Origin of the sequence: Streptomyces sp. Da 82-17 (assembly GCF_046098215.1) — a bacterium.
Classification (GTDB): domain Bacteria; phylum Actinomycetota; class Actinomycetes; order Streptomycetales; family Streptomycetaceae; genus Streptomyces.
Genome location: NZ_JBJURH010000015.1, coordinates 115431 through 136907 on the forward strand (window position 1 = coordinate 115431; position 21477 = coordinate 136907).

General features: G+C 72.2%; 15 protein-coding genes and 1 pseudogene. 8 read left to right on the forward strand and 8 right to left on the reverse strand.

From position 1 onward, the window contains the following. Positions 1-35: 35 nt before the first annotated feature. Positions 36-1007 carry an acyl-ACP desaturase gene (locus tag ACIDOF_RS24505; protein WP_409008219.1) on the forward strand — a complete coding sequence of 324 codons (972 nt, stop codon included), beginning with the start codon at positions 36-38 and terminating at the stop codon, positions 1005-1007. Between the two features lie 648 nt (positions 1008-1655). On the opposite strand, the gene ACIDOF_RS24510 is transcribed toward ACIDOF_RS24505, so the two are convergent. Next, positions 1656-1937, reverse strand: a complete 282-nt coding sequence (locus ACIDOF_RS24510; protein WP_409008292.1) for a WhiB family transcriptional regulator — start codon at positions 1935-1937, stop codon at positions 1656-1658. A gap of 207 nt (positions 1938-2144) precedes the next feature. Next, positions 2145-2951 carry a VOC family protein gene (locus ACIDOF_RS24515; protein ID WP_409008220.1) on the reverse strand — a complete coding sequence of 269 codons (807 nt, stop codon included), beginning with the start codon at positions 2949-2951 and terminating at the stop codon, positions 2145-2147. Between the two features lie 257 nt (positions 2952-3208). Between ACIDOF_RS24515 and ACIDOF_RS24520 the strand changes: the two genes are divergently transcribed. Next, on the forward strand, positions 3209-4435 hold the full coding sequence (locus tag ACIDOF_RS24520; protein WP_409008221.1) for a glycoside hydrolase family 64 protein: 1227 nt from the start codon (positions 3209-3211) through the stop codon (positions 4433-4435). 36 nt (positions 4436-4471) lie between these two features. On the opposite strand, the gene ACIDOF_RS24525 is transcribed toward ACIDOF_RS24520, so the two are convergent. After that, positions 4472-5518: a LacI family DNA-binding transcriptional regulator gene (locus tag ACIDOF_RS24525; protein WP_409008222.1), complete on the reverse strand. Its 1047-nt coding sequence runs from the start codon at positions 5516-5518 to the stop codon at positions 4472-4474. A 250-nt stretch (positions 5519-5768) separates the two neighbouring features. Continuing rightward, positions 5769-6749: a multicopper oxidase domain-containing protein gene (locus ACIDOF_RS24530; protein WP_409008223.1), complete on the reverse strand. Its 981-nt coding sequence runs from the start codon at positions 6747-6749 to the stop codon at positions 5769-5771. Between the two features lie 209 nt (positions 6750-6958). Between ACIDOF_RS24530 and ACIDOF_RS24535 the strand changes: the two genes are divergently transcribed. Both ACIDOF_RS24535 and ACIDOF_RS24540 read left to right on the forward strand, forming a co-directional pair. Beyond that, positions 6959-9469, forward strand: a complete 2511-nt coding sequence (locus tag ACIDOF_RS24535; protein WP_409008224.1) for a ThuA domain-containing protein — start codon at positions 6959-6961, stop codon at positions 9467-9469. Positions 9470-9520: 51 nt separating this feature from the next. After that, positions 9521-11701 carry an OmpL47-type beta-barrel domain-containing protein gene (locus ACIDOF_RS24540; RefSeq protein ID WP_409008293.1) on the forward strand — a complete coding sequence of 727 codons (2181 nt, stop codon included), beginning with the start codon at positions 9521-9523 and terminating at the stop codon, positions 11699-11701. 344 nt (positions 11702-12045) lie between these two features. On the opposite strand, the gene ligD is transcribed toward ACIDOF_RS24540, so the two are convergent. Beyond that, positions 12046-13062 carry a non-homologous end-joining DNA ligase gene (gene ligD / locus ACIDOF_RS24545; protein WP_409008225.1) on the reverse strand — a complete coding sequence of 339 codons (1017 nt, stop codon included), beginning with the start codon at positions 13060-13062 and terminating at the stop codon, positions 12046-12048. A 75-nt stretch (positions 13063-13137) separates the two neighbouring features. Here ligD and ACIDOF_RS24550 point away from each other — a divergent pair, with 75 nt between their 5' ends. Continuing rightward, a complete protein-coding gene (locus tag ACIDOF_RS24550; protein ID WP_409008226.1) occupies positions 13138-14226 on the forward strand; it encodes an ATP-dependent DNA ligase in 1089 nt (362 codons plus the stop codon). A gap of 19 nt (positions 14227-14245) precedes the next feature. Here ACIDOF_RS24550 and ACIDOF_RS24555 read toward each other — a convergent pair. Continuing rightward, a pseudogene (locus tag ACIDOF_RS24555) lies at positions 14246-14997 on the reverse strand (2OG-Fe(II) oxygenase). Positions 14998-15090: 93 nt separating this feature from the next. Here ACIDOF_RS24555 and ACIDOF_RS24560 point away from each other — a divergent pair. Beyond that, on the forward strand, positions 15091-16005 hold the full coding sequence (locus ACIDOF_RS24560; protein ID WP_409008227.1) for a DUF3048 domain-containing protein: 915 nt from the start codon (positions 15091-15093) through the stop codon (positions 16003-16005). Between the two features lie 30 nt (positions 16006-16035). Here ACIDOF_RS24560 and ACIDOF_RS24565 read toward each other — a convergent pair whose 3' ends face one another. Next, the gene (locus tag ACIDOF_RS24565; RefSeq protein WP_409008228.1) at positions 16036-17514 is read right to left on the reverse strand and encodes an FG-GAP repeat protein; all 1479 of its coding nucleotides are present in this window, start codon (positions 17512-17514) and stop codon (positions 16036-16038) included. Between the two features lie 319 nt (positions 17515-17833). Between ACIDOF_RS24565 and ACIDOF_RS24570 the strand changes: the two genes are divergently transcribed. After that, the gene (locus ACIDOF_RS24570) at positions 17834-19483 is read left to right on the forward strand and encodes a right-handed parallel beta-helix repeat-containing protein (protein WP_409008229.1); all 1650 of its coding nucleotides are present in this window, start codon (positions 17834-17836) and stop codon (positions 19481-19483) included. Between the two features lie 7 nt (positions 19484-19490). Here the strand turns inward: ACIDOF_RS24570 and ACIDOF_RS24575 are convergent, their stop codons facing one another. Then, entirely contained in the window at positions 19491-20006 is a 516-nt protein-coding gene (locus tag ACIDOF_RS24575) for a hypothetical protein (RefSeq protein WP_409008230.1), read from the reverse strand. Between the two features lie 428 nt (positions 20007-20434). On the opposite strand from ACIDOF_RS24575, the gene ACIDOF_RS24580 reads away from it, so the two are divergent. Next, positions 20435-21475: a DUF3048 domain-containing protein gene (locus tag ACIDOF_RS24580; RefSeq protein WP_409008231.1), complete on the forward strand. Its 1041-nt coding sequence runs from the start codon at positions 20435-20437 to the stop codon at positions 21473-21475. Positions 21476-21477: the final 2 nt, after the last annotated feature.

Sequence of the window (21477 nt, forward strand, 5' to 3'; positions counted from 1 at the left end):
CCAGAGCAAGCACCTCCGTCCCCGCAGGAGCACCCGTGACGATCGCCTCTCCCCACCTCGGCAGCCCGGACACCTGGACCGACGCACGGCTGCTGTACGCCCTCGAAGAGGTCGTGGAGAAGGAGCTCAACCGCCACCTCAAGGTCGCCAAGGACTGGATGCCGCACGACTACGTCCCGTGGGGCGACGGGCGCAACTTCCCCGAGTTCTTCGAAGACGGCGAGGAGTGGGAGCCCGGCCAGTCCAAGGTCACCGACATCGGCAGGACGGCCCTCGTGGTCAACCTGCTGACCGAGGACAACCTCCCCAGCTACCACCACGAGATCGCCACCCTGTTCGGCCGCGACGGCGCCTGGGGCACCTGGGTGCACCGCTGGACCGCCGAGGAGGGCCGCCACGGCATCGTGATGCGCGACTACCTGCTCGCGTCCCGCGCCGTCGACCCGGTCAAGCTGGAGCAGTTCCGGATGGCCCACATGAGCGAGGGCTTCGAGTCCGACAACCGGCACTCGATGCTGCACTCGGTCGCGTACGTGGCGTTCCAGGAGCTGGCCACCCGCATCTCGCACCGCAACACCGGCCACCAGTCGGGCGACCCGATCTGCGACCGCATGCTGGCGCGCATCGCGACCGACGAGAACCTGCACATGGTCTTCTACCGGAACCTGCTGAAGTCGGCCTTCGAGATCGCCCCGGACCTGACGATGCAGGCGGTACGCGACGTGGTCGTCAACTTCCGCATGCCCGGGCACGGCATGCCGGGCTTCGAGCGGGCCGCGGCGCAGATGGCGATCGGCGAGATCTACAACCTGCGCATCCACCACGACGACGTACTGCAGCCGGTGCTGCGCTTCCTGAAGATCATGGAGATCGACGGGCTCGGCCCGGAGGGGCTTCAGGCGCAGGAGGAACTCGGCCTGTACCTGGACGGGTTGGACTCCGAGGCCGCCAAGTTCGACGAGAAGCTGGCGGCACGAAAGGCCCGCATCGCGGCCCGCGGCCGCTGAGCCGAGCAGCCCGGGCCTGCCTGCCGGTGGACGCGGGTCCGGGTCTCGCCGCAGACGCGAGGGCCAAGGCCGCCGCAGACACGCGGTCCCCGGTCTGCCGCACACGCGCGGACCAGCGCCGCCGAAGGCGCGCGGTCCCGGGTTCCACCGCAGACACGAGGACTCGGTCCGCCGCAGGCACGCGGGCTCGGTCCGCCGCAGACCCGCGGGCTCGCTCCGCCGAACACACGAAGGCTCGGTCCGTCGCAGGCACGCGGACCCGATCCGCCGCAGGCACGCGGTCCCGGTTCCACCGCAGACGCGAGGGCTCGGTCCGCCGCAGGCACGCGGGCTCAGTCCGCCGCACACGCGAAGGCTCGGTCCGCCGCAGGCACGCGGTCCCGGCCCGCCGCACACGCGCGGACTAGGACCCGCCGCAGGCACGCGGTCCCGGTTTCACCGCAGACGCGAAGGCTCGGTCCGCCGCAGGCGCGCCCCCTCGGGCTCCCCGCACACACGGTGCCGGCTTCGCCGCCGCCCGCCGCCCGCGGCCGCTGAGCCCCGCACGCCGCACACACGGACTCGCCCGCCCCACGTTCCTGCCGGGGCGGGCGAGTTGACGTTTCCTGCCGGTTCCCCCGTCGGCAGGTCTCGGTGTCGCGGTGGTGCTCAGGCGCGGTCGGCGGACTTGCGCGCGGGGCCCTTCCGGAGGCGTTCGCGCTCCTTCTCGGACAGGCCGCCCCAGACGCCGAACCGTTCGTCGTTGGCGAGGGCGTACTCGAGGCAGGCGGCGCGGCCCTCGCAGGCCAGGCAGATCTGCTTGGCCTCGCGTACGGAGCTGCCCGGCTCGGGGAAGAAGAACGCCGACCCGGTCTGGGCGCACAGCGCGAGGTCGAGCCAGCTCGGACGGTCGTCGGACGCCCCGGCGTACGGGGTCTGCGTGGTGGACATGCCGATCATGGGCGCCATCGTGCCGGGCGGGGCGAAACAGGCGATCAATGAACGATCAACGAGCAGGTCAGCGGGCCGTTGCCCACCCCACACCGGCTCCCGCCTCACATCATCCTTCCCCCGGCAGCCCGTGCAGCATGCCCGAGCCGGTCCGCGCAGAAAAGGCGGCGCGCGGCGTGTCGTGCCGCGCGCCGCGTGCGTCCGTGCTCAGCCCTCCTGGGTGTCCGCCTGGCGGGGCGCGGGCCGCATCACCGCGAAGCGGGCGCCGAAGGGGTCGGCGAGCTTGGCGATGCGGCCGACGTCCTGCAGGTCGGTGGGCTCCATGTCCACCGCGCCGCCCAGCTCGCGGGCCTGCGCCGCGGCCGCGTCGCAGTCGGCCACCTCGAAGTACGGCAGCCAGTGCGAGGGGCTGCGGGCCTCCAGGGCGTCGACCTCCTTCGGGACCACTCCGCCGAACATCGCCTCCGGGTCCGCGCCTTGGGGGTACAGCGTCGTGTACGAACCGCCGGGGAACGGGACCTCGTAGGCCTGCAGGCCGAGCGCCGTGCTGTAGAACTCCGAGGCCGCCGTGACGTCCGAGGTGTACAGCTCTGCCCAGCAGAGCGAGCCGGGGCGCTGGACCGCCTCGAAGCCGGGCATCGTGCCGGCCTGCCAGACGCTGAAGCCGGCGCCCGTCGGGTCCGTGCACACCGCCATGCGGCCGAGGTCGCCCACGTCGATCGGCTCCAGGGCGACCGTGCCCCCGGCCTGCTCGACGGCCTTGACGGCGGCCTCGACGTCCGGCGCGCAGAAGTACAGCGACCAGGCGGGCGGGGCTTCCTTCTCGGGGACCTGCATGCCGCCGGCCACGGACTGGCCGTCGCTGCGATACGTCACGTAACCGCCGAACTTCTCGCTGTCACCCTCCGCCGTCCAGCCGAAGACACCGCCGTAGAAGCCGTTGGCGCGCTCGATGTCCGGGGTGCCGAGGTCCGCCCAGGTCAGGGAGCCGGTGACGAAACTGGTGGTGAGCATGATCGCTCCTTAGGAGAGTCCCCTACTGCCTGTTTCGAGTCTGGCACCCGGCACTGACAATCGCCCTCCGAAACCGGTACGCGGCGGAGTGCGCGCAGTCGGGCGCCGACCGCCCACGCCATCGCCGACTTCTGAAGGATCTTCCCCGGTTGAGAGCGCTCTCAGTCACAACTCTTGACGCCGGTAAGGGACTTGGCCATGGTGGTCGGCACGCGGGCGCCCCCACCCCCGCGTTCCCCCACACCCCAGGAGACTCCGTGATATCGCGTCGAGTGTTCTTGACCGCCACCGCAGGCGCCGCCACCGCGCTGTCGTACCCCGTCTGGGGAAGCGCTCTCAGCCCCAGCGCGAAGGCCGCGCCCGAGACCTGTGAACTCGCCCTGGAGAACAAGTCGTTGACGGGCACGGTGCACGCGTACGTCACCGGGCACGAGCAGGGCACCGACCGCTGGGTGCTGCTGCGGGCCGACGGCAGCGTGTACCGGCCCGAGTCGCCCGCCCAGCCGGAGACGCCGCTGCCCGTCGACTGCGCGATCCCGCTCGGCGGCCCGGGCGAGGCGCCCGTCGTCCTGACGCTGCCTCAGATGTTCGGCGCCCGCGTCTACTTCGTACGCGACGACAAGCTGGACTTCTTCCTCAACCCCGGCCCCTCGCTCGTCGAGCCGGCCTTCGCCACCGAGGAGGATCCCAACTACGGGCGGACGTGGTCGTTCTGCGAGTTCACGTTCAACCCGCAGCAGCTGTACGCCAACATCAGCTATGTCGACCTGGTGACGGCCCTGCCGATCGGGCTGAAGCTGGAGGGCGACGCCACGCACGAGGTGGCGCCGCTGCCGGACGGGGCGGTGCAGAAGATCGCCGACGACCTGGCGGCGCAGGCCGCGAAGGACGGGCAGCCGTGGGACAAGCTGGTCATCCGCGGCGAGGGCGGTGACGTCCTGCGGGTGATCTCGCCCCAGAACCTGATGGCGCCGTACTTCGACCGGCCGGACGAGATGCCGTTCCGCGACGTGTTCGACGCGTACGTGGACCAGGTGTGGGAGAAGTACCGCTCCGAGGACCTGCGGATCGATCTGCAGGGCGGGCGCGGCGTGCTCACCGGCCGGGTCTCCGGGGACACGCTGACGTTCGACGGCGGCCACAGCTTCGCCAAGCCGGCGTCGAAGGACGTGTTCACCTGCAACCACGGCCCGTTCGCCAACAACCCGGACGACCCGGACGACAAGAAGGGCCTGATCGCGCGGCTCGCGGCGGGCTTCAACCGGTCGATCATGCTCAGCCACCCCGAGCAGCCCAACGGCACGACGGCGGCCGACTACTACCAGGACGCGACGACCAACCACTGGGCGCGCGTCGTGCACGCCAACTCCCCCATCGGGTACGCGTTCCCGTACGACGACGTCCGCCCGGACGGCGAGCCGGACGTGTCGGGCGCGGCGCACGACGGGAACCCGCGCAGGTTCACGGTGTCGGTCGGTTCCTGACCTCGATGGGCCGACCGGCCTGTCCCGTACGGGAGTTCAGGCCGAGGCGCGGCGGACGAGTGCAGTCGGCATGATGACGGAGGACGGGGCGGCGGCAGGACCCTCCGCGGGGGCGTCCTGGGCGCCGCCCTTCTCCAGTCCGCGCAGCAACAGGCGGGCCATCAGGCGGCCCATCTCCTCGATGTCCTGGCGGACGGTGGTCAGCGGCGGGTTCGTCTGCTCGGCGACCGGCACCAGGTCGTCGAAGCCGACCAGGGCCACCTCCTCGGGCACGCGCCGCCCGCGCTCCCGCAGCACCCTGAGGGCGCCCGCCGCGGTGAGGTCGTTGGCGGCGAACACCGCGTCCAAGTCCGGTACGCGCTCCAGGAGTTGGCGCATCGCCTGCTCCCCGCCCGCCGAGGTGAAGTCGCCGCCCGCGAGGAGCGCGGGGTCGGCCTCCGGCAGCACGTCCCGGTAGCCGTCCAGGCGGTCCACGGCGGAGGTCTGGTCGAGCGGCCCGGTGATGTGCGCTATCCGCTCCCGGCCGAGGGACCGCAGATGGCGTACGGCCTCACGGGCGCCGCCGCGATTGTCGCAGTCCACGTACGGAGTGCGGGCGCCGCCCTGGTCCGGGCGGCCGCCGAACACGGTGGGCAGGGCCGACCTGCGGATGATGTCCGGGAGTTCGTCGTCCAGGTGCACGGAGAAGACCAGGGCGCCGTCGACGTGGCCGCCCGCAAGATAGCGGCCCACGCGCGCGTAGTCGCCCGGGCCCTCCACGAGGAGCAGCACCAACTGCGAGTCGTGGGCGGTGAGTTCCTTGCTGATGCCGCGCAGCTGCTGAGCGAAGAACGGGTCGGTGAAGACGCGGGTCTCGGGCTCGGCGATGACGACGGCGACCGCGTCGTGCCGGCGGGTGACGAGCGTGCGGGCCGCCTGGTTCGGTACGTACCCGAGCTCGTCGACCGCGCGGAGGACCTTCTCGGCGAGTGAACTCCGCACTCCCGCGCCGCCGTTGACGACCCGGGACACGGTGGCCCGGGAGACGCCCGCGTGCGCGGCGACGGCTTCCAGGGTGGGGCGCGGGTTCGACGGCTCGGACACGGGTGGGGCTCCTCCGGCGGGGGCGGGCGGCGTCCGGCCAGGATAGTGACCTCCCGCCGGTGGCCCTGCGGGTCTGTGCACTCCCCCCTCCCCGCCCCTTCCCGAAAGTCCTCAGCGGCCAGCTCCGAGGGCTCCGCCCCCGGCCCCCCGCTGTCTTTCGGCTGCGGCGCCGTCGTGGCTGGTCGCGCAGTTCCCCGCGCCCCTGAAAGACAGCCCCTCCGGGGCGTAGCCGACGGCAGCCTCGTAGGCCCTAGTGCCCCCCGTGCCCCGGCACCGTGCCGTCCTCCTTGGCCACCAGGAACATGCCCGCCATCCCCATGTCGGAGTGGCTCTGGACGTGGCAGTGGTACATCCAGGCGCCCGCGCCCACCCCCTCGCCCGCGATGATCTGGAAGCCGAACGAGTCCGCGGGGCCGGTGATCTTGTTGTCGATGACCGGTGACGGGTCGTCGGGGCCGGTCAGGATGCCCGTGCGGTTGTCCGCCCAGCGGTGACCGTGCATGTGGAACGTGTGGTAGTACTCGCCGTGCGTGACCATCAGGATCTCGACCCGCTCGCCCACCGTCGCCTTCAGGTCGGGGCCCTTGGGGAGGTTGTTGATGGTCATGTCGTTGAAGACGATCGTGTACGTGCGGTCCGGCAGCACGTCCCCGTCGCGCCGCACGATCAGCCCGCCGTACAGCCCCCTGCGCAGCCCGCCCGTGCCGTGGTCGGTGCCGACGACGTGGTCGTGGTAGTGCCAGTAGCCCGCGCTGCCCGCCCGCCAGGTGCCGTCCTTGCGGCGGCCGGGGGCGTGGCTGCGCCAGGTGTACGTGCGTGTCTTGCCCGGCGCCGTATGGCTGTTGTTGTGCCGGGTGCCGTCGCTGCCGATCTCGTAGTCGATGCCGTGCGGGTGCAGGCTGACGTCGACGTCGGTGAGGTTGTGCAGCTCGATGTGCAGGGTGTCGCCCTCGACCATCTCCAGGAGCGGCCCGGGGATGCTGGCCTTGCCCTGCTCAAGGCCGTACCCCAGCTGGTTGTCGGCGAGCTTCTCGACGTACAGCTTGATGTGCCGGGTCTCGCCCTTCGCCTCGGCCTGTCGCGCGCCCGCGCCCGGCTCGGCGGCCGCCGGGGCGGACCCGGGGAGCACCCCCGACATCGATGTCAGCCCGGCGGCGACCGCCGCTCCCCCGGCGAAGAGGCGCCGGTTGAATCCGCGTCTGCCGAGTTGCCCGCCCAGTGCTTCCGTCATCGCCGAACTCCCCAGGGCCGTAACGAGGTTGGTGGGTTCCAGGGACTTCCCTGGCCTTTCGGACGGGCCACACCGTAGCCCCGGGATCTTCGTTTATCCACACTCAGGACAAAGTTTGTGCAATCGCGGTCATAGCTATTGGCGAACCGTTGAAAGAGGTCTAGCTTCCTTGGCGCTGTTGCTGTGAACGACGAGGGGTGGGTGACCAGATGCGGAGCGCACCACGTCAACAACCCGCGGACGCGGGCCGGTTGACCAGACACAGACACAGATCCCGCAGGCGGTTGGCGACCGGGCTCGCGGTCGGTTCGCTGGCCGCGGGCCTGCTGGCGTCGGGGCCCGCGACCGCGCGGCCGTATCCCGACGCCCCGACGACAACGATGTCGCTGCCTTCGCCGCCGGGCGGCAGCAACGTGCGCGTGCTGGTCTTCCACGGCTCGGCGAGCCCGGAGACGCCGCTGGTGAACGCCGGGATCGAGGCGGTCGAGCGGATCGGGAACTCGGGGCCGACCGGCCAGCGGTTCACCGTCACCGCGACCGACGACGCCTCCGTCTTCACCGACGGGAAGCAGCTCGGCCGGTACAACGCCGTGGTGTTCCTGACCGGCGGCGGCGACGTGCTCGACCCGGACCAGGAGGCCGGCCTGGAAACGTACATGGAGGCCGGCGGCGGCTTCCTCGGCGTGCACGACGCGGCCCGCGCCGAGCCGTACTCCGACTGGTTCACCGGCCTGGTCGGCGCCCGGCCCGCCGAGGGCTCCGAAGCGGCCACCGCACAGCGCGCAACCGTCGAGGTCGGCGACCGGCAGCACCCGGCCACCAAGGGCCTCCCGCTGGAGTGGAAGCGCCCCGACAAGTGGCTCAACTGGGAGAAGAACCCCTCCGGCGACGTGCACACGGTGGCGCGGGTGCGCGAGTCGACGTACAAGCCGGGCGCGGGCGCCAACGGGGCCGACCACCCGGTGAGTTGGTGCCGTGACTACGACGGCGGGCGGGCCTTCTACACCGGCATGGGCGGCACCGTCGACGCGTACGCCGAGACCGACTTCCGCGAGCATCTGCGCGGCGCGCTGCTGTGGACGACCCGGCTCGTGCGGGCCGACTGCAAGGCCGCGATCAACTCCAACTACAAGGCCGAGCGGGTCACCAAGCCCAACCAGCCCGGCCAGAACGACCAGATCGGCGAGCCGCACGGACTGGTGACCGCGAAGGACGGGCGGGTGTTCTACATCGGCCGCGGCGGCGCCGACTCCTCGCAGCCCGTGGTGACCGACTGGAACAACCCGGACATCGGCAAGGGCAAGGGCGAGGTCCACATCTACGACCCGAAGACCGGCAAGGTCCAACTCGCGGGCGCGCTCACGGTGTTCGGCAACAAGGGCGGCGGCGACGAGCTGGTCAAGGTCGAGGAGGGGCTGCTCGGCATCGAGCTGGACCCGCGGTTCGAGGACAACGGCTGGGTGTACCTGCACTACACGCCGCACTCCGAGATCGACCGCGAGACGCGCATGGCCGAGCGGCGCGTGTCCCGGTTCACCCTCGACCCGGCGACGCAGAAGCTGGACCTGGGCAGCGAGAAGGTGCTGCTGAAGTGGCCGGTGCAGATCCACAGTTGCTGCCACGCGGGCGGCGGGATGGCCTGGGACTCGAAGGACAACCTGTACATCGCGACCGGCGACAACAACTCCAGCCGCTTCAGCGACGGTTACTCCGGCAACAACCCGGAGCCGAACTTCAAGGGCGTCTCGTTCGCGGACGCGCGCCGCACCGCGGGCAACACCAACAACCTCAACGGCAAGATCCTCCGCATCCACCCGGAGCCGGACGGCACGTACACCCTGCCCGAGGGCAACCTCTTCACCGGTGAGGAGACCGACGAGGGCGGCGGAAAGACGCGCGGCGAGATCTATGTGATGGGCGTGCGCAACCCGGCGCGCATCTCGGTCGACAAGGAGACCGACACGCTGTACGCGGGCTGGGTCGGCCCCGACGCCGGTTCCCCGTCCACCACTTGGGGCCCGGCGAAGTACGACACGTTCGCCGCGATCACCGGCCCGGGCAACCACGGCTGGCCCTACTGCATGGGCAACAAGCAGCCGTACCGGGACCGCAACCTGCCCGATCCGACGCAGCCGCTGGGCTGGTACGACTGCGACGCGCCGAAGAACGAGTCGCCCAACAACGACGGCCTGGTGAACCTGCCGCCGGTCACGTCCAACACGATCTGGTACTCGCCGCAGGGCGGCGGCCCGGACTTCCCGCGCGACGCGGACGGCGTGCCGTCGTACAAGCCGGAGGAGCAGACGTTCCGGCTGCCGTGGCTGAAGGGCGGCGGGCAGGCGGCGATGAACGGGCCCGTGTACCGGTACGACGCGGACAGCGCGAGCGACGTCAAGTGGCCGTCGTACTGGGACGGCAAGTGGTTCGTCGGCGACTTCTACGACCAGGACCAGCCGCGGCACGCGGTGCTCACCGACCCGGCGACGGTCGGCAAGGGCGGGGTTCCGGTGCACGCCGAGTCGCTGAAGAAGATCGTGCCGATCGGCAACGACGGCATCAAGAACCTCATGGACTGGAAGTTCGCCCCGGACGGCTCGCTGTACGTCCTGGACTACGGGCGCGGCTTCTTCACCTCGGACGCCAAGTCGGCGCTGTGGCGCGTCACTTACGAGGGCGGCGCGGCCACCCCGAGCGCCGACCAGCTGGCCAGGAAGGGCTGACCGGTGAGACAGAGACGTAGAGGGTTGAGGGTGCTGCTCGCCGCGCTCCTGATGGTGCTCGGCCTGACCGCCCCGGCGGCGTACGGCCAGCCCGACCCGGGCATGCGGCCGGTGCAGGACGAGGGCGCGGCGGCCGAGCAGGTGCTGACGTGGACGGCCGGTGACGCGATCGACAAGTACGTGTCGGCGCCGACGACGGCGGTGGCGGGACCGACGACGATCGTCTTCGAGAACAGCGCGGCGACCGGCAACACCACGGGCATGCCGCACACGTTGACGTTCGACGTGTCGGACCCCGAGTACAACAACGACGTACCGCTGAACATCCTGGCCAACCCCTCGGACGCGCAGGGCGGCAAGCACACCGCGCAGGTGACGCTGACGCCGGGCCGGTACCTGTACCACTGCACGATCCCGGGGCACGGCACGATGCAGGGCATCCTCACGGTGACCGAGGGCGGCGGGGGCGAGGACACGACGGCCCCGGAGACCTCGGCGAAGGTCGAGGGCACCCAGAACGCGGACGGCGCCTATGTGGGGCAGGCCGCGGTGACGGTGTCGGCGGCGGACGAGTCGGGCGGCTCGGGCGTCGCCTCGGTCGAGTACGCGATCGGGGATGCCGGGGCGTGGCAGCCGTACACGAATCCGGTGGTCGTCGACCAGGTCGGCAGCCACAAGATCCGCTACCGGGCGACCGACCAGGCGGGCAACGTGGCCGCCGAGAAGGCCGTGCAGTTCACGGTGGTGGCCCCGCCGACGGACGACACGACCGCCCCGGAGACCTCGGCGACGGTGACCGGCGAGCAGAACGCGGACGGCGCGTACGTCGGCACGGCGACGGTGACGGTCGCGGCGTCGGACGCGGGCTCCGGGGTGAACACGGTGGAGTACGCGGTCGGTGACACCGGTGCGTGGCAGGCGTACTCGGCGCCCGTGATGTTCCAGGAACCGGGCGCGTACAAGGTTCGGTACCGGGCCGCGGACAAGGCGGGGAACGTCGCCGCCGAGAAGGCCGTCGAGTTCGCGGTCGTGGCGCCGCCGGCGGAGGACACGACACCGCCGGAGACCTCCGCGAAGGTGGACGGGACGGTCGACTCCGACGGCGCGTACGTCGGGAAGGCCACGGTGACGGTGTCGGCGACGGACTCCGGTTCGGGCGTGGACAAGGTCGAGTACTCGCTCGACGGGGCGCCGTATCTCGCGTACACGGAACCGCTGGTCGTGGACCGGACGGGCCGGCACGAGGTGGCGTACCGGGCGACGGACAAGGCGGGCAACACGTCCGAGGCGAGGACGACGGCGTTCACGGTCGTCGAGGGCGGCGGGGTGCCGGCGCCGGACTGCCCGGAGTTCGACGAGCGGCCGACGGTGTTCGTCGGGGACGTCGACAGCGGGGTGCCGAACCGGGTCACGGCGAACCGCTGCACGATCAACGAGCTGATCGAGGACGAGAAGGACTGGTCGTCGCAGGCGCTGTTCCTGAAGCACGTGGACCAGATCCTCAACGCGCTCGTGCAGGAGGGCGTCATCGACGCGCGTGAGCAGCGCACGATCTACAGCGCGGCGAAGAAGTCCGGCATCGGCAGGCCCGGCCAGACCGAGGGCTACCGCAAGCTGTTCGACGGCTCGAAGGAGTCGTTCGCCAAGTGGGAGCACGTGGGCGGCGGTTCGTTCGGCCTGAACGAGGACGGCTCGATGACCTCGGGCACGGAGAAGTCCGGGCTCGGCATGCTGTGGTTCCCGGAGCGGCGGTACGAGGACTTCTCGCTGAAGCTGCAGTGGCGGGACGACGCGCCGGGCGCGGGCAACGCCAACTCCGGTGTGTTCGTACGGTTCCCGCAGGTCCACGACCACCCGGAGGAGTCACGTCCGGAGTGGGTCGCCATCAAGTACGGGCACGAGGTGCAGGTGCTCGACCGTCCCGACGGCGACATGTACAAGACCGGCTCGGTCTACGGCTTCGACCGCGTCGGCCTCGCGGACGCCGGGGTCACGCCGAAGGGCACCTGGAACGACTACGAGATCCGGGTGATCGACCAGCACTACGAGGTGTACCGCAACGGCAAGTTGATCAACGAGTTCGACAACACCGCCGGCCAGGTCTTCGACCCGCCCCGCGCGGACGACCCGGGCACCGACGGCCGCCGCTACGCCTCCGGCTACGTGGGCCTCCAGGTCCACGGAGTCACGGACGTGATCTCGTTCCGGGACATCCGGATCAGGGAGTTGTAGGGGCGCCCATTCCCTCGGGCGCGGGCCCGCACCGCCGACACGACCACAACCGACGGCGGTCGGGCCCGCGTTCGTCGTTCTCCCCACCCCGCCCCTTCCCGAAAGCCTGCGGCGCTACGGGGCCGGGACCCCCTGGGCGGGCCCCGTCAGGGGCGCGGGGAACTGCGCGACCAGCCACGACGGCGCGGCAGCCGAACGACGGCCCACTCCGGGCGCGGGGCGGAGCCCCGCGGCAGGCGGCGGGGCTCAGGGGCGACAGCCCCGGCGGGGGCCGGCGGGCGCAGTATCCGGGGCGTCCGCCGGGAACTTCGGGGAGGAGAGGTCCGGTTGGAGGCTGGGGCCTCCTACTCGGGCTGCTTCTTTGCCCGGCTAGGCTGCACCCGCTTGGGCTCGCCCGGCATCTTCGGGTACTCCGGCGGATACGGGAGGTCGCCGAGGCCGTGGTCCTTCTCGTCCTTGTCGGCGAGGGCCAGCAGCGCGTCCAGGGTGTAGCGGTGGTCGTCCATGTCCGCGTGGACGTCGCCGAGTTCGGCGTAGCGGGCCGGCATCGTCGCGAGGTCGAAGTCGCGGGGGTGGGCCACGCCGACCTCGTCCCAGCGCAGGGGCGCGGAGACCGGGGCGTGCGGGTGGGGGCGGACCGAGTAGGCGGAGGCGATCGTGCGGTCGCGGGCGGTCTGGTTGTAGTCGACGAAGATCCGCTCGCCGCGCTCCTCCTTCCACCACTTGATGGTCACGCGGTCCGGCATGCGCCGCTCCAGTTCGCGTCCGACGGCGATCGCCGCGCGCCGTACCTGCGTGAACGTCCATCGCGGCTCGATCGGCACGAACACGTGCAGGCCGCGCCCGCCGGAGGTCTTGGGCCAGCCGCGCAACCCGCCGAACTCGTCGAGCACGGCCCGCAGTTCGTGGGCGGCGCGGACCGCGTCGTCGTAGTCGGTGCCGGGCTGCGGGTCGAGGTCGATGCGCAGCTCGTCGGGCCGGTCCACGTCGTCGCGGCGCACCGGCCAGGGGTGGAAGGTGAGCGTCCCGTACTGCGCGGCCCACAGCACGGCCGCCTCCTCGGTGGGGCACATCTCGTCGGCGCTGCGCCCGCTGGGGAAGCTGATGTGGGCCGTGGGGATCCAGTCGGGCATGTTCTTCGGCGCCCGCTTCTGGAAGAACCACTCGCCGGTCACGCCGTCCGGATACCGCTCAAGGGTCGTGGGCCGGTTGCGCAGCGCCCGCAGGATGCCGGGCCCGACGGCGATGTAGTACCGGGCGATGTCCAGCTTGGTGAACCCGCGTTCCGGAAAGAACACCTTGCCCGGGTTGGACAGGCGCACGGTCCGGCCGCCCGCCTCCAGTTCCACCGCTTCGCCCATGCGAGCCACGGTAGGCGTACCGCGCATACCTCGCACACCGGGCGACAAGCCTCGTACGCGAGCAGAATCGGATGCATGGATCTGCCGGTGATGCCACCCGTCAAGCCGATGCTCGCGAAGCCGGTGAAGAAGATCCCGCCGGGCATGCAGTACGAGGCCAAGTGGGACGGCTTCCGCGCGATCGTGTTCCGCGACGGCGCCGAGATCGAGCTGGGCAGCCGTACGGGCAAGCCGCTGACCAGGTACTTCCCTGAACTCGTGGCCGCCTTGAAGGACAATCTGCCGGGGCGCTGCGTGATGGACGGGGAGATCGTCATCGCCCGCGACGGCCGCCTCGACTTCGACGCGCTCACGGAGCGCATCCACCCGGCCGACTCCCGCGTACGCCTGCTCGCCGAGCGGACCCCTGCCTCGTTCGTCGCGTTCGACCTGCTGGCCCTCGGCGACCGCTCGCTCGTCGACGAGGCGCTGGGCGACCGCCGCGCCGCCCTCGTCATGGCCCTGTCGGGGTCCCGCCCACCGGTCCACGTCGCGCCCGCGACCACCGACCCGGACGTGGCCGCCGAGTGGTTCCGCTCGTACGAGGGCGCCGGGCTCGACGGTGTGATCGCCAAGCCGCTCGACCTGCGCTACCGGCAGAACGAGCGGCTGATGTTCAAGATCAAGCACGAGCGCACCGCCGATGTCGTCGTCGCCGGCTACCGCTTCCACAAGTCGGGCCCCGTCGTCGGCTCCCTCCTCCTCGGCCTGTACGACGCCTCCGGCACCCTGCAGCACGTCGGGGTCTGCGCGGCGTTCTCGATGAAGCGGCGCGAGGAGCTGGTCGCCGAGCTGGAGCCGCTGCGGTTGGAGTCCGCCGACGACCACCCGTGGGCGGCCTGGGCCGAGGAGTCCGCGCACGAGTCGGCCCGCCTGCCGGGCGCGCCGAGCCGCTGGTCCGGCAAGAAGGACCTGTCGTGGGTGCCGCTGCGCCCCGAGCGGGTCGTCGAGGTGGCCTACGACCACATGGAGAACGGGGCGCGCTTCCGGCACACCGCCCAGTTCCGCCGCTGGCGCCCGGACCGCACCCCGGAGAGCTGCACGTACGCACAGCTGGAGGAGCCCGTGCGGTACGACCTGGCGGAGGTGCTCGGTCCGCGCAGGCCGGGCGACAGCTCGCCCTGATGGCCGCCGGGCCGGGGGTTCACGCCGCGTCGTGGAAGACGAGGCCCAGCGTGCGCCGCGTACCCGAGCGGACCGTGCTCACGCCGTGCCGCAGCTGCCCCGCCGACCAGCCGCGGGCGGAGCGGACCGGGCGTTCCCTGGTCGTGAAGACGAGGCCGTGGCCCTGTTCCAGAACGACGGAGGTGCCGCGGGACTGGGCGCGCGGGCGCTGCTCGACGAGCAGGAACTCGCCGCCCGTGTAGTCGACGCCGGGCCGGTCGAGGCCGATGACGACCTGGAGCGGGAAGACCGCGTCCCCGTACAGGTCGCGGTGGAGGGCGTTCCAGTCCCCCGTCCGTACGTGAGGAGGATCGGGGTGGGGCGGGTCTGGCCGAGGGCATGGCACTGCTCCAGCCAGTCCTCGAAGTCGTCGGGCCAGGGCGCGGGCCTGCCGAGCCGCCCGGCCCAGTCACGGGCGACGGGCAGCAGGTACGGGTAGAGCGCGGCGCGCAGCTCGGCGACGGGTGCGGGCAGCGGCCGGTCGAAGTACCGGTACTGGCCCGACCCGAAGCGGAGCCGCGCCATGTCGACGGTGGAGCGGAACCGCTCGACGTCGTCGTACAGGTCCGCGATCCGCCGGCAGGCGGCCGGGGTGAGCAGCGGGGGCGTGGACGCGCAGCCGTACGCGTCGAGTTCGGCGCCGAGTGCGGCCCAGTCGACGGCGGCCACGCGCTCGGCGGGCGTGCCGGTGTCGCGGGCGGGGGTCCTGTCTGTGGCGGTCTCGCTGGTCATGCCTCCCAGGCTCACTCCCGTACGGCTGCGAAGCTGGCGCATTTCGGACGCGGAACTCCGGCTGAAGGAGGCCCACGGGGGTAGGGGTAGGGCATGGGGAGCGGCAGAGTGGGACGAGCGTTGCTGCTGGCGTGCGCGGCACTCCTCGCGGGGTGCACGCTCCAGCCGCAGGAGCAGGACGACCGGCGGCCGCCCGGCGCCGGCGAGGACGGCTGCACACCGCTCGCGGTGAAGATCGACAACGTGGCCCCGGCCCGCCCGCACACCGGCCTGGACCGCGCGGACGTGATCCACGTCGAGCAGGTGGAGTCGGGCCTGAGCCGCCTCCTCGCGGTGTACGCGACCGGTGACCTGCCGGAGTCCGTGGGCCCGGTGCGCAGTGCCCGCGAGACGGACCTGGACCTGCTCGGGCAGTACGGACGCCCGCTGCTGGCCTACTCCGGAGCGCAGTCCAAGCTCCAACCCCTCATCGACGCCGCCCCGTTGGAGCCGCGCACGCCGGGCGACGACCCCGACGCGTTCCGGCGCTCGGCCGACCGGGCCGCCCCGCACAACCTGTTCCTGCGCCCGGACCGCCTCGACCCGCGCCCGACCGCCTGCGACCCGGCGTCCTTCGGCTTCCGCGTCGGGCCGCGGCCGCAGGGCGGCGAGGACACGTCCCGGCACACGGTCCGCTACCCGGCGGCCCGCTTCGGCTTCGTCTGGTCGGCCGAGCGGGACCACTGGCGGGTCGAGCTGGACGGGAAGCCGTCGGCGCTGACCCCGGCGACGGTCGTCGTGCAGTACACCGAGGTCCGCGACTCCCGCTTCCAGGACCGCTGGGGCAACGTCTCCCCGTTCACCGAGACCGTCGGCTCCGGCGCGGCCCTCCTCCTCCGCAACGGCCGCGCGTACGAGGCGGAGTGGAGCCGCACGGCCGCGGACCGCCCGACGGAGTACCGGACTCCGGACGGGCAGCGCATGAACGTCGCGCGGGGCCAGGTGTGGGTGGTGTACGCGGAGGCGTGAACGACGCCCGGGTCAGGCAGGAAGCAGGCGTCAGTCCGTGAAGTTGCCCCCGAAGGACGGGGTGCCCGTCGCCGATATGCCGACCGTGGACGTGTAGATGCCGCTGGTCGAGCTGAGGCTGCCGTCGGCGTGCGAGCCCAGGGCGTAGACCGCTCCGTTGCCGCCGTTCTCGCCCACCGCACCGATCAGGACGTCGTCGCGGCCGTCGCCGTTCAGGTCGTCCAGGTGCACGTCGGAGCCGAAGTAGTCCTGCTGCTCGTTCGAGTTGGGGACGCCGGGGGTGTCCTGGTCGAGGAAGCGGGCGCCGGAAGTGGTGATGCCGGAGCCGTCGGCAGCGCCGTACAGGACGGTGGCCGCGCCCGCGTCGGCGACGCCGGACAGGTTCTCCTCGGGGGCGCCGACGACCAGGTCGAGGTGGCCGTCGCCGTTGACGTCGCCGAGCTCCAGCTCCGAGCCGAAGCCGTCGCCCTGCTCACCGGTTCCGGGCACGCCCGCGCTGTCCTGGGTGATCGCCTGGTGGGGGCCGTACGGGCCGTTGGCGTTGCCGTGCACGATGTGGACGGTCCCGCCGAGGTTGGCGCCGTCGATGCCCTCGTCCCAGTGCAGGCCGATGACGATGTCGCCGTAACCGTCCTTGTCGGTGTCTCCGACGTCGGTGATGTGGCCGGCGGGCAGCCGCTGGACGCCGGTGGTGGTGACCCCGTTCGCGCTGCCGGGGAGCCACAGGTTGGCGTTGTACGAGTCGGCCGTGGAGAAGCCGTTGACGATCAGGTCCTCGCGGCCGTCGCCGTTGACGTCGCCGGAGTGCAGGTTGAACGGCCCGGCGCCCTCGCCGCTGTGGATGGGCGGCAGGACGGTGTAGTGGTCGCCGGGGCTGCCGTCGCGGGCGATGCCGCCGTCGAAGAGATCGATGGTGGCCGCTCCGGAGCGGGCGCCGACGGCCAGGTCGTCGCGGCCGTCGCCGTCGAAGTCGCCCGCCTCCATGGGGGCGCCGAAGAAGTCGTGCTTGGTGGGGCGCGGGTCCTTGATTGTGGTGCCGCCGGACAGGCCGGAGGCCGAGCCCCACAGGACGGTGACGCTGCCGCCGTCGGTGTCCGTGCCGATGTCCTCACCGGGCGCGGCGACGGCCAGGTCGTCGTAGCCGTCGCCGTCGAAGTCGCCGTACGCGGAGTCCGCGCCGAAGAGGTCGCCCCGCTCGGCGGAGCCGGGCACGCCGGCGCTGTGCTGGCCGAAGGTCACCTTGCGGGTGTCGGTGGCGCCGCCGTAGATCGCGGTGATCTGGCCGGCCTCGGCGTGGCCGTTCACCGAGGCCCTGCTCGCGGAGACGGCGGTGTCGGTGTAGCCGTCGTTGTTGAAGTCGGCGCCGTCCGTGTCGGGCGCCTCGACGGCCATGGCGGTCGGGGCCGTGGCCGCGACGAGACCTCCGGTCATGGCGGCCGCGACGGCCGTGGCCGCCACGAGGCGGATGCGGCTCGTCGGGCCTGCGGGCGTGCGCTTGTGCTGCGGCATGCGGTTTCTCCTCCGGCATGCGGGGACGCCTGGTCGACGTCCTCAGTCGATGGGCGCCGACTCGACGGTGTTCACCGGGAGTTGCCCCGGTCGTCACCGTGCGGTCGACGATCATGAGACCTCCGGGTCGGGCCGAGGGTTGTAGGCGGAGTGAGAATTCCCGTACGCGCCGGGATGCGGCTGCGCCCGGATGCGCGCGGATGCGCCGGTCCAGGCGCGACTGTCCTGGGCCCGGCTGTCCGAGGCCCGGCTGTCCAAGGCCCGGCCCCGTTTGTCCATGGGCTCCCGGCCGTGGCGGCCGTTAGCGTGCTCCGCACCCGTGGGATCCGACGGCCCACGGGCGCAGCCCGTCGTCCTCGTGGTCCTCGTGGTCCTCACCTCCCTCGCCGTCCTCACCTCCCTCGTCGCCCTCGTCGCCCTCGTCGGACCGACCGGATCGGAGTGCGCCATGCCCCTGCGCCGTACCGCCGTCCTCGCCACCGCGATCGCCGCCGCCGCGGTCGGGCTGCTGCCCGTTTCCGCGTCCGCGCGGGGTGCGGCGGGGACGAGTTACCACGTCGACTGCGCGAACGGCGACGACGCGGCCGCCGGCACCGCACCCGGCACGGCCTGGCGGTCCCTGGAGCGGGCCAGCCGTCAAGTCCTTGGCCCCGGCGACCGGTTGCTGCTGAGACGCGGCACCGACTGCACCGGCGTACTGGCGCCGCAGGGCGCGGGCGCCGACGGTGCGCCCGCCGTGATCGACGCGTACGGGAAGGGCGCGAAGCCCCGGCTTCAGGGCGCGGGGGCGCGCGCGACCGTGCACCTGAAGAACACGGAGCACTGGCGGATCCGGAACCTGGACATCGCCAACACCGGCGCGCCCACGACCACCGACCGCCGCGCAGGTGTCCTCGTGCAGGCGACCGACTACGGGGTCGCGGAGGACTTCGTGGTGGAGGGCGTGGACGTGCACGACGTCAACGGCGCCGACTTCAAGGACCCGGACCCGTCGGGCGGCATCCTCTTCGCCGTGCAGGGCTCGGAGCGGCCGACGCGTTTCGACGGAGTGCGGATCGAGGACTCCACGGTCCGGCACGTGGACCGCACCGGCATCGGCACGTCCTCGACATGGGGCCGCCGCCCCGAGCACCCGGGCGGCCCCGGCACCAGCTGGGAGGCGATCACCGGTCTGACCGTCCGCGGCAACGACGTCCGGGACGTGGGCGGCGACGGCATCGTCGTGCAGAACGCGCGCGGCGCGCTGGTGGAGCACAACTACGTGGACGGCTTCAACATGCGCTCGGCGGGCTACAACGCCGGGGTGTGGGCCTGGAACTCCGACGACGTGCTGTACCAGTACAACGAGGTCACCGGCGGCCACGGCACCCGCGACTCGATGGCCTTCGACTTCGACGGCGGCAACAACCGCAACGTCTACCGGTACAACTACAGCCACGACAACGAGGGCGGCTTCCTCCTCGTCTGCAACGGCGCCGGCATGACGACCCACGGCAATCGCTTCCACGACAACGTCAGCGTCAACGACCGCAACACCACGGCCCCGTACGCGGTGGTCTCCGTCGTCTGCAACCCGACGACCGACACCCGGATCTACCGGAACACGATCGTCACCGACCGCGCCGACACCGCGCTCGTCTCCAACAACGGGCAGACCGGCACGACGTTCCAGGACAACATCTTCGTCGGCGCGCCCGGCGCGGGCTCCCCGATCAAGGACACGCTCAGCACGTACCGCAACAACCTGTACTGGCGCACCTCCCAGTCGCGTGACGCCGAGGCCGTGAACGCCGACCCGCTGCTCCGCTCGGCCGACCCGCGCACCCCGGACGACCTGCGGCTGCGCCCCGGCTCACCGGCCGTCGGCGCGGGCACGGTCACCGAGGACGACGGCACCCGGCACGACTTCTACGGCAACCCGCTCACGGACCACCGCAACATCGGGGCGGACCAGGGGACGGGGTCGTAGGCCACGCTCAACTGCCCTGTCTCAGCGCCGAGTTCACCGCTGGGGCGGCATACGCGTACGTCGTGCCGTACGAGCGGACCGACGGCGCCTTGTCCGTGCTGCCGCGCTCGGCCGGGTCGCGGGCGGGCGGGTGGTCGAGGGCGACCTCGGCGGGCTGGGCCGCGGCCACGGCGGTCGGTCCGGTCGCGGCGAGCGCGCCGAGCACCAGGAGGCCGACGGCCATCGGCGCGAGGGCCCGGCGGGAAGCGGCCGGGCCCGGTCGACGCCCGGTGCGGCCGGCCGCCCGCAGCAGGGCCGCGCAGCCGTCGCCCGCGCGGTGCAGGGCGAGTTGGATGAGCGGCGCTCCGGCGGTGGCCGCCACGGCGAAGACGACCGCGCCCGCCGTGGTGCCGTACAGATGAAGTTCAGAGGCGAGCGCCATGCCCGCGGCGGCGGCCAGTCCCGAGCCCACCAGCTGCGGCAGGCTCAATCCGTCCTGCCGGGCTTCGGCGGTGGGCCGGGACGGGGCGTTCCGTGCTCCCATCGTGCTCCTTCACGCACATCGATCGGGTCCGTCCCCACCGATGCTCGAGGCCGTGAGGACAGATGGCGGGGCCAACTTGTTGGACGCGCGGTAAGGGCGTACGCATCGCGCGTGATGGCCGCTGCGCACAGCTTCGGGCCTGCGGAAAATTCGCCGAAATCCGTTGAAATCCCTTGAGCGTCGCGTCGCGTGGCGCCGGGTTCGGGCGAGGACGCGTGGCGCCCGGGGCGTTCGTCGTCGGGCCGCGCGGTGCCCGGGGTGTTCGTCGTCGCGCCGCGCCGCGCGGCCGTGCGATCCGGCCGGAAAGGGTGAACGCGCCGCGGACGGTTGGCCGTCCTTGCGGTACCCGGCGGCGCCCGCACGGAAGAAGTGCGCCAGCCCGTCCAGCCAGGAGGGCCCCGGACGCTACGGACGACGGAGGCGCTGCGATGACAGCGAGATCTGCACCGGCCAACCGAACCACCCATCCCCGCCGCACCGCCGGCCCGCTCGGCCGTCGCGGCGCGCGACTGCTCGCGCTGGTCGCGGCCGGCGCGCTCGGCCTCGGCGCCGCCACCGAGGCGGGCGCCCGGGACACCGGCTCCATGGAGCCCGGCCCCGTGGCCGCGGGCCCGCCGAGCCAGGTGTCGCCGTTCACCGGCCGGGCCGCCGAGCCGGGGCAGGTGCTCGCCGTGAAGTTCGACAACGCGACCCGGGCCCGCCCGCACCAGGGCCTCAACAAGGCCGACATCGTGTACGTCGAGAAGGTCGAGGGCGGGATGAGCCGCCTCATGGGCGTGTACGCGAGCCGCCTTCCGAAGGCCGTCGGGCCGGTGCGCAGCGCCCGCGAGTCGGACGTGGAGCTGCTGCGCCAGTTCGGCAACCCGGCGCTCGCGTACTCGGGCGTGCGCAGCTCCCTCACCAAGTTCCTGAACCGCTCGCCGGTTCACGTACGACCGCACGAGCGGGTGCCCGGCGCGTACTTCCGGCACTCCGGACGGCCCGCCCCGCACAACCTGTTCGTCGAACCGGAGGCGCTGCTCAGGACCGCTCCGGAGGCCAGCCGGGCGCAGGACATCGGGTTCCGCTTCGGCCCGGCCCCGGAGGGCGGCCGGACCGCGCAGAGCCGGACCGTGCGCTACTCCGGCGCGAGCCACACGTTCAGCTGGTCGCCGTCGCTCGGCCGCTGGCGGGTCGCGTTCGACGGCCGGCCCGCGATGCAGACCAACGGCCGCCAGATGGCGCCCCGCACGGTGGTGATCCAACACGTCTCCATGCCGCCGTCCAAGTACCGGGACGTCAACGGCGCCGTCACCCCGTACATCAAGACCGTCGGCACGGGCCGGGCCACCGTGCTGCGCGACGGCCGGGCGTACGAGACGCGCTGGAGCCGTCCGGACGCCGACTCGGGCACGACGTTCACCCGCCCCGACGGCAGCACGATGCCGTTCGCGAAGGGGCAGGTGTGGGTGGTGTACGCCGACAGGTGAGC

Coding starts and splice junctions, on each gene's coding strand:
- ACIDOF_RS24510 (WP_409008292.1), bottom strand. CDS start 1,937: ATGTCCACCACGCAGACCCCGTACGCCGGGGCGTCCGACGACCGTCCG.
- ACIDOF_RS24515 (WP_409008220.1), bottom strand. CDS start 2,951: ATGCTCACCACCAGTTTCGTCACCGGCTCCCTGACCTGGGCGGACCTC.
- ACIDOF_RS24530 (WP_409008223.1), bottom strand. CDS start 6,749: ATGACGGAAGCACTGGGCGGGCAACTCGGCAGACGCGGATTCAACCGG.
- ACIDOF_RS24535 (WP_409008224.1), top strand. CDS start 6,959: ATGCGGAGCGCACCACGTCAACAACCCGCGGACGCGGGCCGGTTGACC.
- ACIDOF_RS24540 (WP_409008293.1), top strand. CDS start 9,521: ATGGTGCTCGGCCTGACCGCCCCGGCGGCGTACGGCCAGCCCGACCCG.
- ligD (WP_409008225.1), bottom strand. CDS start 13,062: ATGGGCGAAGCGGTGGAACTGGAGGCGGGCGGCCGGACCGTGCGCCTG.
- ACIDOF_RS24550 (WP_409008226.1), top strand. CDS start 13,138: ATGGATCTGCCGGTGATGCCACCCGTCAAGCCGATGCTCGCGAAGCCG.
- ACIDOF_RS24560 (WP_409008227.1), top strand. CDS start 15,091: ATGGGGAGCGGCAGAGTGGGACGAGCGTTGCTGCTGGCGTGCGCGGCA.
- ACIDOF_RS24565 (WP_409008228.1), bottom strand. CDS start 17,514: ATGCCGCAGCACAAGCGCACGCCCGCAGGCCCGACGAGCCGCATCCGC.
- ACIDOF_RS24575 (WP_409008230.1), bottom strand. CDS start 20,006: ATGGGAGCACGGAACGCCCCGTCCCGGCCCACCGCCGAAGCCCGGCAG.
- ACIDOF_RS24580 (WP_409008231.1), top strand. CDS start 20,435: ATGACAGCGAGATCTGCACCGGCCAACCGAACCACCCATCCCCGCCGC.